At 64.0% G+C, this 13,041-nt stretch carries 10 protein-coding genes; 5 read left to right on the top strand and 5 right to left on the bottom strand.

Translation table 11 applies throughout. The features are described 5' to 3' along the window. Positions 1-87: 87 nt before the first annotated feature. A complete protein-coding gene (gene dnaK / locus QA643_RS00800; RefSeq protein WP_283031317.1) occupies positions 88-1,989 on the bottom strand; it encodes a molecular chaperone DnaK in 1,902 nt (633 codons plus the stop codon). A 541-nt stretch (positions 1,990-2,530) separates the two neighbouring features. On the opposite strand from dnaK, the gene QA643_RS00805 reads away from it, so the two are divergent. Further along, positions 2,531-3,478: a hypothetical protein gene (locus QA643_RS00805; protein WP_283031318.1), complete on the top strand. Its 948-nt coding sequence runs from the start codon at positions 2,531-2,533 to the stop codon at positions 3,476-3,478. Positions 3,479-3,578: 100 nt separating this feature from the next. Next, positions 3,579-4,292 carry a bifunctional nicotinamidase/pyrazinamidase gene (gene pncA / locus QA643_RS00810; RefSeq protein ID WP_283031319.1) on the top strand — a complete coding sequence of 238 codons (714 nt, stop codon included), beginning with the start codon at positions 3,579-3,581 and terminating at the stop codon, positions 4,290-4,292. A 143-nt stretch (positions 4,293-4,435) separates the two neighbouring features. On the opposite strand, the gene grpE is transcribed toward pncA, so the two are convergent. Together grpE and hrcA are read right to left on the bottom strand one after the other, a co-directional pair. Continuing rightward, a complete protein-coding gene (gene grpE, locus QA643_RS00815; RefSeq protein ID WP_283031320.1) occupies positions 4,436-5,050 on the bottom strand; it encodes a nucleotide exchange factor GrpE in 615 nt (204 codons plus the stop codon). A 205-nt stretch (positions 5,051-5,255) separates the two neighbouring features. Further along, positions 5,256-6,344, bottom strand: a complete 1,089-nt coding sequence (gene hrcA, locus QA643_RS00820; RefSeq protein WP_283031321.1) for a heat-inducible transcriptional repressor HrcA — start codon at positions 6,342-6,344, stop codon at positions 5,256-5,258. Between the two features lie 170 nt (positions 6,345-6,514). On the opposite strand from hrcA, the gene rph reads away from it, so the two are divergent. Genes rph through hemW form a run of 3 tightly spaced genes read left to right on the top strand, consistent with a single transcriptional unit; the run spans position 6,515 to position 9,034 of the window. Next, entirely contained in the window at positions 6,515-7,228 is a 714-nt protein-coding gene (gene rph, locus QA643_RS00825; protein WP_283031322.1) for a ribonuclease PH, read from the top strand. 11 nt (positions 7,229-7,239) lie between these two features. Continuing rightward, the gene (gene rdgB / locus QA643_RS00830) at positions 7,240-7,869 is read left to right on the top strand and encodes an RdgB/HAM1 family non-canonical purine NTP pyrophosphatase (RefSeq protein WP_283031323.1); all 630 of its coding nucleotides are present in this window, start codon (positions 7,240-7,242) and stop codon (positions 7,867-7,869) included. Next, a complete protein-coding gene (gene hemW / locus QA643_RS00835) occupies positions 7,862-9,034 on the top strand; it encodes a radical SAM family heme chaperone HemW (protein ID WP_283031324.1) in 1,173 nt (390 codons plus the stop codon). Before rdgB ends, hemW begins: the two co-directional genes overlap by 8 nt. Before the next feature lie 296 nt (positions 9,035-9,330). Here the strand turns inward: hemW and QA643_RS00840 are convergent, their stop codons facing one another. Both QA643_RS00840 and QA643_RS00845 read right to left on the bottom strand, forming a co-directional pair. Further along, positions 9,331-11,655: an AI-2E family transporter gene (locus QA643_RS00840; protein ID WP_283031325.1), complete on the bottom strand. Its 2,325-nt coding sequence runs from the start codon at positions 11,653-11,655 to the stop codon at positions 9,331-9,333. A gap of 108 nt (positions 11,656-11,763) precedes the next feature. Next, complete coding sequence (locus QA643_RS00845) at positions 11,764-12,981, bottom strand: penicillin-binding protein activator (RefSeq protein WP_283031326.1); 1,218 nt, start codon at positions 12,979-12,981, stop codon at positions 11,764-11,766. Positions 12,982-13,041: the final 60 nt, after the last annotated feature.

Consider the following 13,041-nt stretch of genomic DNA (forward strand, 5'->3'; position numbering starts at 1 on the left):
CGCCATCGGCTTAAAGAAAAATGACCCCCACCCATCGAACGCCTGACCGCGCGCTCTTTTGGATGAGGGTCATGATCGAAAGCCCGCTTAAGCCGACTTCTTGTTGTTCTTGTCGTCGTCGACCTCGGTGAACTCCGCGTCGACCACGTCATCCTTGGCGGCATCCTTCTTGGCGTCCGCCTCGGCCTGCTGCTTGTACATGGCCTCGCCGAGCTTCATCGACGCCTGCGCCAGCGTATTGGTCTTGGCCTTGATGGCCTCGGCATCGTCGCCCTTCAGCGCTTCCTTGAGGTCGCTGACGGCATCCTCGATGGCGCGGCGCTCGCTCTCGGCGACCTTCGAACCGTGCTCGGCCAGCGCCTTCTCGGTGGAATGCACCAGCGCATCGGCATGGTTCTTGGCGTCGACCGCCTCGCGGCGCTTCTTGTCCTCGGCCGCATTGGCCTCGGCGTCCTTGACCATCTTCTCGATGTCGCTCTCCGACAGGCCGCCGGAGGCCTGAATCCGGATCTGCTGCTCCTTGCCGGTCGCCTTGTCCCTGGCCGAGACGTTGACGATGCCGTTGGCGTCGATGTCGAAGGTGACCTCGATCTGCGGCATGCCGCGGGGGGCCGGCGGAATGCCCATCAGGTCGAACTGGCCGAGCACCTTGTTGTCGGCCGCCATTTCGCGCTCACCCTGGAAGACGCGAATGGTGACGGCGTTCTGGTTGTCCTCGGCGGTCGAGAACACCTGGCTCTTCTTGGTCGGGATCGTGGTGTTGCGGTCGATGATGCGGGTGAACACGCCACCCAGCGTCTCGATGCCGAGCGATAGCGGGGTCACGTCGAGCAGCAGCACGTCCTTGACGTCGCCCTGCAGCACGCCGGCCTGGATCGCGGCGCCGATGGCGACGACCTCGTCCGGGTTGACGCCCTTGTGCGGCTCCTTGCCGAACAGCTGCTTGACGACTTCCTGAACCTTCGGCATGCGCGTCATGCCGCCGACCAACACCACCTCGCCGACTTCGGCGGCGGTGAGGCCTGCGTCCTTCAGCGCCTTGCGGCACGGCTCGATGGTCTTCTGCACGAGATCGTCGACCAGCGCCTCGAACTTGGCGCGGGTCAGCTTCATCGTCAGATGCTTCGGTCCGGTCTGGTCCGCCGTGATGAACGGCAGGTTGATTTCGGTCTGCGTCGTCGACGACAGCTCGATCTTGGCTTTTTCAGCGGCCTCCTTCAGGCGCTGCAAAGCGAGCTTGTCGTTGCGCAGGTTGATGCCCTGCTCCTTCTGGAACTCGTCGGCGAGATAGCTGACAAGACGCATGTCAAAGTCTTCACCGCCGAGGAAGGTGTCGCCATTGGTCGACTTCACCTCGAACACGCCGTCGCCGATTTCCAGAATCGAGACGTCGAAGGTGCCGCCGCCGAGGTCGTAGACCGCGATCGTGCCGGATTTCGATTTGTCGAGACCGTAGGCGAGCGCGGCCGCCGTCGGCTCGTTGATGATGCGCAGCACTTCAAGACCGGCGATCTTGCCGGCGTCCTTGGTGGCCTGGCGCTGGGCGTCGTTGAAATAGGCGGGGACGGTGATAACGGCCTGGTCGACCTTCTGGCCGAGATGGGCTTCCGCGGTCTCCTTCATCTTCTGCAGGATGAAGGCCGAGACCTGCGAGGGCGAGTAGGTTTTGCCGTCGGCTTCGACCCAGGCGTCGCCGTTCGATGCCTTGACGATCTTGTAGGGAACGAGCTTCTTGTCCTTCTCGACCATCGGGTCGTCATAGCGGCGGCCGATCAGGCGCTTCACCGCAAAGAACGTACGCTCGGGATTGGTCACCGCCTGACGCTTGGCAGGCTGGCCGACGAGGCGCTCGCCGTCATCGGTGACGGCAACGATCGAAGGCGTCGTGCGCATGCCCTCGGCGTTCTCGATGACTTTCGCAGTCTTGCCATCCATTACGGCGACGCACGAATTCGTGGTGCCGAGATCGATCCCAATGACCTTTCCCATGGTCCTCATATCCTTCTTTTTGCGGCAGGTTGGCTGGGCCCTGGACGGCGCACCTAACCGAACCCCCAACGTTCAAATACTCGCGATATTGCGACGGTGAGCCTCATATAGGAGGGTGGGTTGGGCCCGCAAGGACCGAAAGCAAGCTTAGGGCCTGAAAAGGCTGATGTTTGAAAGATTGTGTCAGCCATGGCACGGGCCGCCCTGCACGTCGAGCCGCGTTAAGAAACTGGCAAGGCCTCCATCATCCATGGCGCTGAAGTAGTGGCGGGCGCCGCGCCTCATCCACGCCGCGCGCCAGAGGGGGAGCGGTATTTGGCCGCTGCAAACGCCTCAAAAAAGCGCCCCGAGGATGGGCAAAATCGACACATATCGCGATGTAACGGGGGAACGGACGCCTATCCTGCCCTGTTGCAGGGACGTCAAAACCGCTAAAAGCGGGCCGACTGGAACGACCCCGTCGTGCCCCGAGGCCCCCAGGATTCCACAAGCTGCATTGTCCGACCTTGAACGGCCGCCATACCAAACCGGTAGATCCTCTATGACGCCATTTCGATCCTTCGCTGCGGTTGCCCTGATCGTCGCCGCTCTGTCTTCTGCCGATTCCGCGCTCGCCGCCGACCCGGTCTTCCCGCCGGGCGCCAGGGTCGGCATGACGCCGCTGGTCGGCCTCAACAAGGCCAGAACGTTCACGGGATTCGAGACCGAGGACCAGGGCGTCAAGGTGCTGGTCACCGACCTGCCCGCCGACGCCTATGGCGAAGTCGCCAACGCCTTCAAGGCCAATCCGGCCGGCGCCGGCGGCATCAAGCCGGAGAGCCTCGAGACTTCAGCAGGGCTCGGCTACTATACGATCGAAAACGGCAAGGACGGCGCCACCAATGTGCGCCGCTATTCGATGATCCTGCCCGGTCCCACCTTCTCCGGCTATATCGCCGTGCAGGTGCCGGAAAACGCCTCGAAAATCTATACCGACGATGCCATCCGGCAGATGTTTGCCACCGCCGCGATCCGCACCGAGGTGCCGGTCGACGAGCAGCTCGGACTGATGCCGTTCAAGATCAGCGAGCTTTCGAGCTTCAAGAACGTCCGCACGTTGGCGCCGGGCGCGGCTCTCATTCTCTCCGACAGCGACGAGAAGAAGGGTTTTGAGATCGCCCCCTTCATGATCCTCGGCATGATCGGCTCGACCGCGGCTTCGCCCGACGATCGCGGCCGCTTCGCCCAGCAGATCGCGACCACGATCCCCGGCGTGCGCGACGGACGCATCACGATGAACGAGCCGGTCCGCATCGACGGCCAGCCCGGCTTCGAGACCCGGATCGACGCCGTCAGCGGCAAGGACAATACGCCTGTTACCATCGTGCAATGGGTGCGGTTCGGCGCCCAGACCTCGCTTCGCATCATCGGCTCGTCGCCGCGCGACGAGTGGACCAAGGCCTTTCCGCGCTTCCGCGCGGTGCGGGACGGAATCCAGCCAAAGACCTGATCCCGCCCTTGGCGGCTCGCGCCGCAATTTCGGGCTTTCGTTCGTACACACATGGAACTAGCCTTCCCTGCAGTCGGGTTTGCAACAGGGGAGACGCGCTATGCTTTCTCGCAGGCTGGTTCTGACAGGTTTTGGCGCGACGTCGGTCGCTGCCCTCTTACCCGGCGCGCTGATGGCCGCGCCGATCAAGCCGGATGACGCTTCCGCGCTGATCGTCATCGACGTGCAAAACTGCTTCCTTCCCGGCGGCAGCCTCGCGGTCAAGGACGGCGAGCAGGTCGTTCCCGTGGTCAACCGCCTCGCCAAGGGTTTTGCCAATGTGGTGCTGACGCAGGACTGGCACACGCCGGGCCACGTCTCGTTCGCGACCTCGCATGCCGGCAAGAAGCCGTTCGAAACCGTCGATCTCCCCTATGGCAAGCAGGTGCTATGGCCGGATCATTGCGTGCAGGGCACCGACAGTGCCTTGCTATCAAAGGATCTCGCGATCCCGCATGCCGGGCTCGTCATCCGCAAGGGTTTCAACAAGAACGTCGATAGCTATTCGGCCTTCACCGAGGCCGACGGCAAGACCACGACGGGGCTCGCCGCTTACTTGAAGGCGCGCAAGGTGAAGCGGGTGTTCCTCGCCGGCCTCGCCACCGATTACTGCGTCGCCTGGAGCGCGCTCGACGCCCGCAAGGCCGGCTTCGAAACCTATGTGATCGAGGACGCCTGCCGCGGCATCGACCTGCAGGGCTCGCTCGCCAAAGCCTGGGCCGACATGACCAAGGCCGGCGTCAAGCGCATCCAGTCGGGTGATATTGCGGTTTGAGGTGCAGTACGTGCACGGTGGTAAACCCTCATCCTCAGGAGCCGCATTAGCGGTGTCTCGAAGGATGAAGGCCGGGATGCATCAGCGGGGCCTCATGGTTCGAGACGGCGCTAAAGCGCCTCCTCACCATGAGGGTCTACTGTCTACGCCGCGCTGTTCGGTTCGTTGTTCGCAGGCGCAGCCTTCGCGCCGCCCTTGGAGACGCCGACCAGTGCCGGGCGCAGCACGCGCTCGCCGATCATGAAGCCAGCCTGCACGACCTGAACCACCGTTCCCGACGGGACCGACGGATCGGGCACCTCGTACATTGCCTGCTGGAAGTTGGGATCGAACTTCTCGCCCGACGGATCGAACTTCTTGACGCCGTTCTTCTCCAGCGTGTTGAGCAGCGAGCGCTCGGTCAGCTCGACGCCTTCAATGAAGGCCTTGATGCCGGGATCGGCGGTCTCCCTGGCTTCGGCCGGAATGGCATCCAGCGCGCGCTGCAGATTGTCGGCGATTTCGAGAATGTCGCGCGCGAAACCGGTGATGCCGTACATCTTGGAATCGGCAACCTCGCGCCGCGTGCGCTGGCGCAGATTTTCCATCTCCGCCAGCGTGCGCAGCATCTTGTCCCGCGCCTCGGCAACCTCCTTCGTCAACGCCTCGACCGATCCTTCCTCGGGATCGTCAGGCATGATGTAGGGTTTCGAGACCACGGGCTCGCCGGTCTCCGCCGGTTTCGCCTCATCGTTACTCGGCCGGTTGGGATCGGTCATAAGGCTGCCTTCTCAAGAAACGCATCTGGTTCGATGGGGGGATTTGCTGGCCGGGATATCGTGCTTTAGAGGCCGAAAATCAAGCGTTCCATGGCGTTTTTGAGGGAAGCATGTCTTTCGGCGCGATCCGGAGGGGCCCCGCGCTGCCCGGAGCAAGATATATCAGAACCATAAAGCCGTGGATTGGACCTCAATTCGGCCCGGATCAACCGCCCAGCATCCGGCTGACGATCCGCGCGGCGTAATCCACCGTCGGGATCACCCGCGCATAATTCAGCCGCGTCGGCCCGATCACGCCGAGAACGCCGACGATGCGGCCCGAGGCGTCGCCATAGGGCGCGATGATGGTGGAGGAGCCGGACAGCGAGAACAGCTTGTTTTCCGATCCGATGAAAATCCGCACGCCTTCGGCGCGCTCGGCGCGGCCAAGCAGATCGATCACCCCGCGCTTGGTCTCGAGATCGTCGAACAGCGACTTGACGCGTTCGAGATCTTCCAGCGCGTGCAGGTCCTCCAGCAGATTGGCGTGCCCGCGCACGATCAACTGGCGCTCCTCGTGTTCGCCGCCGGACCAGCTCGCGATGCCGGCCGCGATCACCTTCTGCGTCAACTGATCGAGCTCGGCCCGGCTCTGCGCCAGCGCGTTTTCGAGCTCCAGCCGCGCTTCCGCCAGTGTGCGGCCGCGAATCCGGGCGTTGAGGAAATTGGTCGCTTCGGTCAGCGCCGCGGGCGGAACGCCGGGCGGCAGCGCCAGCACCCGGTTCTCGACCTGGCCGTCTTCGCCGACCAGCACGACCAGCGCGCGCTCCGGCTCCAGGCGGACGAATTCGATATGCTTGAGCCGCGAATTGGATTTCGCCGTCAGCACCACCGCCGCCGCGCGCGTCAGGCCGGAGAGCCGCGTCAGGGCTTCGCCGAGCGCCGCCTCGACCGATTGCGCGCGCCCGACCGAGGCCAGCTGGTTCTGGATCGATTCCCGCTCGGGCTCGGTGAGGTCGCCGACCTGCATCAACGCGTCGACGAAGAAGCGCAGGCCGAGTTCGGTAGGCAGCCGCCCTGCCGAAGTATGCGGCGCGTAGATCAGGCCGAGCGTCTCGAGGTCCGACATCACGTTGCGGACCGACGCCGGCGACAGCGGCACCGCGATCAGGCGCGAAATGTTGCGCGAGCCGACAGGTTCGCCGGTGGCGAGATAGCTCTCGACGATTTGCCGGAAAATGTCGCGCGAGCGCTCGTTGAGCTGGGCGAGCCCCGCATGCGGCGCGATCAGGCCGATCGGATCGTGGTGGGCCACTGTTAACTCCCTGATGCCCCCTAATTTGTCGTCCCAGGGCGCCGATGACAAGCGCGCTTTGCCCGCCAAATCGGCGGCCCAAACCCCTGCCAAAAACCCTTGCCGCTGCCCGCTCCCCCTCCTACAAGCACCGCAAACGGATTTTCGCTCGATTTTCGAAAGGATTCCCCATGCGGCCAAGCCGCCGTGCGCCGGATCAGTTGCGCCCCGTGTCGCTGGAACGCGGCGTGGTCAAATACGCCGAAGGTTCCTGCATGGTTAAATTCGGCGATACCCACGTGCTGGTAACCGCCACGCTGGAAGAGCGGCTGCCGCCCTGGCTGAAGGGCCAAGGTCGCGGCTGGGTCACCGCCGAATATGGCATGCTGCCGCGCGCCACGCTGGAACGCACCCGCCGCGAGGCCGCCGCCGGCAAGCAAGGCGGCCGCACCGTCGAGATCCAGCGGCTGATCGGCCGCTCCTTGCGCGCGGCCGTCGATCTGGAGGCGCTCGGCGAGCGCCAGATCACCGTCGATTGCGACGTGATCCAGGCCGATGGCGGCACGCGCACGGCCTCGATCACCGGCGCCTGGGTGGCGCTGGCCGACTGCATCGCCTGGATGAAATCGCGCAACATGCTGAAGGCCAACGTGCTGCGTGACAATGTCGCCGCAATCTCCTGCGGCATCTATCAGGGCACACCGGTGCTCGATCTCGACTATGCCGAGGATTCCGAGGCCGAGACCGACGCCAATTTCGTCATGACCGGCGACGGCCGCATCATCGAGGTGCAGGGCACCGCCGAGAAGACGCCGTTCTCGCAGGACGAGTTCCTCGCGCTGATGGAACTGGCGCGCAAGGGCGTCGCGCGTTTGGTGGACTTGCAGAAGCTGGCCGTGGCGTAGTCTGATCGCCCATGCACCGTCGAATCACCGGCCGCCTCGTGATCGCGACCCATAATCCCGGCAAGCTTGCCGAGATGCGGGAACTGCTCGCGCCGCATGGCGTCGAGGCGGTCTCGGCCGGCGAGTTGGGCCTGGACGAGCCCCATGAAACCGGCAAGACGTTTCGGGCCAATGCCGCGATCAAGGCGATCGCGGCCGCCAATGCGGCGCAGTTGCCGGCCTTTGCCGACGATTCCGGCCTCGTGGTCGATGCGCTCGACGGCGCACCGGGGATCTACTCGGCGCGCTGGGCCGGCGAGGGCAAGGATTTCACGGCCGCGATGACCCGGATCGAGCGCCTGTTGCAGGAGCGCGGCGCGACCACATCAGACAAGCGCAAGGCGCATTTCGTCTCGGCGCTATGCGTGGCGTGGCCGGACGGCCATCTCGAAGAGGTCGAGGCGCGCGTCGACGGAACGCTGGCCTGGCCGCCCCGCGGCACCGCCGGTTTCGGCTACGATCCGATGTTCCTTCCCGACGGACATACGCGTACCTTCGGCGAGATGGCTTCGATCGAAAAGCACGGCCTGCCCCCGCTTGGCCTTGGCCTGTCGCACCGCGCCCGCGCCTTCGTCAAACTGGCGGAGATCTGCCTTGGCTAGCACCGAGCGCCATTACGGCAAGCGAGCGGCCTTCGGCGTCTACGTGCACTGGCCGTTCTGCCTGTCGAAATGCCCGTATTGCGATTTCAACAGCCATGTCCGCCACGCCGCGATCGACGAAGCGAGATTTGCCCGCGCGTTCGAGCGTGAGATCGAAACCACGGCTGAGCGCACCGGTGAGCGAACCGTCACCTCGATCTTTCTCGGCGGCGGGACGCCGTCGCTGATGCAGCCGCACACCGTCGGCGCCGTTCTGGATGCGATCGGAAAACACTGGCGCGTCGCCGACAATGTCGAGGTGACGCTGGAAGCCAATCCGACCAGCGTGGAGGCAACGCGGTTTCGCGGCTATCGCACCGCCGGCGTCAACCGCGTTTCGCTCGGCGTGCAGGCGCTCGACGACGCGTCTCTCAAGGCCCTTGGACGGCTGCACAGCGCGCGCGAAGCGCTCGACGCCGTCGCCATCGCGCGCAGCGCGTTCGACCGCTACTCGTTCGACCTGATCTATGCGCGCCCCGACCAGACGCCGCAGATGTGGGCGGATGAACTGAAGCTGGCGATTTCAGAAGCCGCCGAGCACCTGTCGCTGTACCAGCTCACCATCGAGGAAGGCACGCCGTTCTTCGGGCTGCACGCCGCCGGCAAACTGAAGACGCCGGACGAGGCGCTGGCGCGCGCGCTCTATGATGTGACGCAGGAAGTCTGCAGCGCGCACGGTCTTCCGGCCTACGAGATTTCCAACCACGCCCGCTTAGGGGCCGAGTGCCAGCACAATCTCGTCTACTGGCGCGGCGACGAATATGCCGGCATCGGCCCCGGCGCGCATGGACGTCTCGACGTTGATGGCGGGCGCTACGCGACCGCGACCGAGAAGCGGCCCGAAGCCTGGCTGATGCGGGTGGAGGCCAAGGGCCATGGCGTCGTGTCGGACGAGCGCCTCAACAGCGAAGAACGCGCCGACGAATTTTTGCTGATGGGATTGCGCCTCGCCGAGGGCATCGATCCCAAGCGCTATGCCGCCCTGTCAGGCCGCGCGCTCGATCCGGGCCGGATCGCGATCCTGCGCGACGAAGGCGCGATCACGGTCGAAACCGACGGACGCCTTCGCGTGACCAAGGACGGTTTCCCCGTGCTTGACGCCGTGGTGGCGGATCTCGCGGCGTAACAGAAAGCGCGATGACGCTTCATCCAAATCTCATCGCGTTTTAGCCTGCGGCTCGCTTCGCTTCGACCATCGAGAGAACCGTATGTCTGATGTCGAGAGTGTCGTCCGATTCATGTCCAAGGGCGCGCAACGCCGCAAGGCAGCTCGCCAAAATACCCGAAGCGAGTCGACCAGGGTGCCGTCGAGACCCAGAAGAGCCGAGCAAGTCATGGCGCGAGGATAGCTGCCGAACGCGAACGAGCACAAGCTCGCTTGGCCTAGGCTGGAAGCTACTTGAGAAGCGAATCCCACAAGCCCTACGCCGCGTCATTCGGCCTTGGAGGCAAGGACAAGCTCAAGCCGTTCTCGATGTCCACCACGAGCTCGCTAGCCATCTCCTGCAATCTTTGACGTTCTTGGTCGGGGAAATTGCGCGGCTGCATGTCGACTAAACAGAGGCATCCTATGACCTCCCCGGATGAGGTCCTAAGAGGCACTCCGGCATAAAAGCGAATCCCCTTTTCCAGTACGCGTGGATCATCCGCGAAACGCGGGTCCTCAGTGACGTCTTCGGAAACCAGCACATCGTTTGCGGCGATGACGTGTGCGTCCAGCGAGTTCTCGTGAGCATCGTTGGTTTCCTGCGAGCCGGGATCGTTCAACGATACAAGCGCAATCGGGACCTCGAATGCCTGAGCGATTTTTCTGGAGGCCTGGTCAAGCTCCTGCCGCTGCATTGCGGTCCAACCGGCTCTGTTCACCGACGCAATCGGCGTCGGCTCCATCCTGCTGACGACTTGGAGAGCCTCGCCGCGGGCTGCGGCACGGTGCGTCCATTCGGCAATCTGGTCGGTACAGGCTTGAAGCGACGCGAAAACTGCATCGGCCGCCGTCTGCCGCTTCAGCTCTTCGGTCTGTCCCGTCCCGGCTGCCAAATTCCAGCAACAGACAGCGAACTTCACATGAGGAGCGCGGCGGCGCAACCTGCGAAAGGCATATCGCGCGTACACTTGCGGCTGAGGGTGAAAATAGGACAGGCAAACTGCATCGATACCCTGAAGATCGAGCTGGCCTAACGCACCCTGGCTGACTGCGATCGGCGGCAGCACTTTGGCGCTGAGACCACGCTCCTGAAGCACCTGCCCGATCATCTCCGCCGCTGCGTGATCGAGCTCGGTCCGTCCTGCAAGACAAAGGATGGACGGCCGCTCGGCGGTGAGATTTTCTTCGTCCAGAGCTTTTTCCCGGACATGGTCCTCGACCTCGCGCACCACGAAGACAGCGGTGTCCGCGACGAGCCGACGATAGTTTGTATCGCTGGTATTGCGCTGCCTGTCGTTCTCAGCAAGGCGAAGCGCGGGAATGGCCACATTATCGTAAAACTCGCGCGAGGAACATGCGTCGACATAGTCCTCTGCGATCTCCACCGCCTCTTCCACATTGCCCGCCAATAGCCGTTGATAAAGCTGCTCCTCCGGCGCGAGCACCGGATCGCTGCCGAGAAGAATGCCCAGGAACTCCAACTGCGGGACATAGCGCCCGATCACAACGACGCAGACGGTGAGCGGCGTCGAGAGGAATAGCCCGACGGGACCCCACAACATCGTCCAGAAAATCGCGGCGATAATGATTGCCAGCGATGAAAGACCGGTGCTGGAGCCGTAGAGCCAGGGCTCGATGACGTTGTTGCTGATGAGCTCAGCCACCAGGAACAGGCCGACGACCCAGAACAGCATGGTCCAGCCTGGATCGACGGCAATCGCCAGGGCAATTGGGAACAGAGCGGCCAGGAAGGGACCGAGATAGGGGATGAAACGGAGAACCGCAGCGAGCAGCCCCCACAGAATCGCGTTCGGCACGCCCACGAAGTAGAGCGCTATGCCAATCGGTATTCCGTAGGTCAGATTGACAATGAGCTGCATCACCAGATACCGACTGACGCGGGTGGCGGCGTCGTTGATGGCCTGCGTGCTCTTTTGAAGATCACCGGCTCCTGCAAGCTTGATGAAGCGGTCGCGCAGGTCCTCCCGCTCCAGCAGAACGAAGATGACAAAGATGACGACCAGCCCGGCGGTCGCCAGCGGCGCCAGCAAGGGGCCGATGACGGAGCGAATAAGTTCGAGGGGCCTGGGCTGTGGCGCCTCCAATCGGACAGTGACCGGCTCCTCGGCCCTGGAACTAAGGCGTGGCTGCACTGGTTCGGACTTCTTGTTTCCGCCCGAGATCTCCTTGCCGAGATCCTCCACCGTTGTGGTCACCTTGCTGACGACGCTGCCGCCCGGGGCCGATGCCTGCAGCGAGTGGATCTTCTCGGTGATTGTGGTCTGATATTTCGGGAGATTGTCCGCAAGCTGGACAAGTTGACGCCCGATAACCAAAGCAACGCCTGCAACGACGACGAACGCAAGCGATACAGCCATCAGCACTGCGGCGATGCGAGGCACCCTCCAACGCCGCAGCCAATTCACCATTGGTGTCAGGATAAAGCTCAGCAGGATGGCAAGGGCAAAAGGAACGAAGATTTCGCTGCCAAAATAGAGGCCTCCGATGGCCAGGACGATGCCGCCGGCCGTCAGGATCGGAGACGCTGCAGTTTGAACCGCTGGCAATCGCTGTGGCGATGCCGGATTCAGATCGGCCATTGGAGTTGGCCTTCCAGGTTGAACACAAGTTAACCCAGAATTGGCCGATCCGATCCAAGCGAGCGTTTTGGCGTGCGCGCCGTGGGCCCTGCCGGGAGCTGGCTAAAACTAGGCGCCAAAACTCTTCGGCGGACCGGCCACCGGCGTGGGACCGCCGCTGGCAACCCTCATCACGGCAAGGCCGCGCTCGTTGGTGCCGTCGGAGCGGAAGCGGAACAGGCCGTCGATGCCGGCAAAGCCTGACGGGTTGGTCAAGGTCTCAGGCGAGAAGCGGTGACTGCCCTGCTGCTTCGACAGCGCCGCGACCAGCGCGACGGCATCATAGGCAAGCGTCGCGGTGCGCACCGGGTCTGCGCCGAACTTGGCGCGGTAGCGGCCGGAGAAGGCGCGGAAGCCTGATGAATCCGGTGCGGCATAGAGCCCGCCCTGCAGCACAGGGCTCGCATAGACGCGCGGATTGTCCCACAGCCCAGTGCCGAGCATCTGGATGTTGCGCAAATTTGCGCCCGCCGCAGTCAGGGCATCCGCCGTCGCGACCACCGATTCGCCGTCGTCGGCGATGAACAGCGCATCCGCCGAGCCGAGCGACTGCGCCACCGTGCGCGCCGCCCCGGCGCGGTCGGCGGCGTATTTCTCGAAGGCAACGATGCGTCCCTTGCGGCCGGCCGCCTGCTTGAATGCCGCCTCCACCACATTGCCGTAGGCATTGTCGGGCAGCAGCGCTGCGAACGAACGCTTTCCGATGCTCGCGGAATAGTCGACGATCCGATAGACGTCGGATTCGGGCAGGAAGCTCAGGAGAAAAACGCCGCGTCCGGCGACGCTCGAATCGGTCGAGAAGGCGATCACCGGAATGCCGCGGCTGCGCGCCATTTGCGCGGTCGCCGGCACCGAGCCGGCGAACAGCGGGCCCAGAATGATCTCGACGCCTTCGCCGAGCGCCTCCTGCGTAACCTGCTGCGCACCTTGCGGATTGCCGCCGTCATCCTTGATCAGGAGCTGGATGTTCGGATTCTGGAATTCGGCTAGCGCCATCTCGGCCGCATTCTTCATCGATAGCGCGGCCACCCCGGCATTACCGGCAGCCGAGAGCGGCAGGATCAGGCCGACCTTGACGTTGCCAGTGCCGACCGCGAGCGGCTGCTGCTGCGGGCCGGGAGGCCCCTCGGGCGGCGCCGGGCCGAACGGGCTGGAAATCTGGCCGCCTCCGCCGGCGCAGGCGCCGAGCAGGGGCATGCCGAGGATGAGACCGACCGCGGTCCGCCGCGTCGGCCCCACGGACCGCAAAGCCGGGGACCCCTGGTTGCGATAGAGCGGGCCTTCCATTCTGTCTCTTCTCTTGACCGACCGCCGTCGGCCAGGATTCCGGCTTTCTGAGCCGAGGCA

Source organism: Bradyrhizobium sp. CB3481, assembly GCF_029714305.1.
In the GTDB taxonomy this organism is placed as follows: Bacteria; Pseudomonadota; Alphaproteobacteria; order Rhizobiales; family Xanthobacteraceae; genus Bradyrhizobium.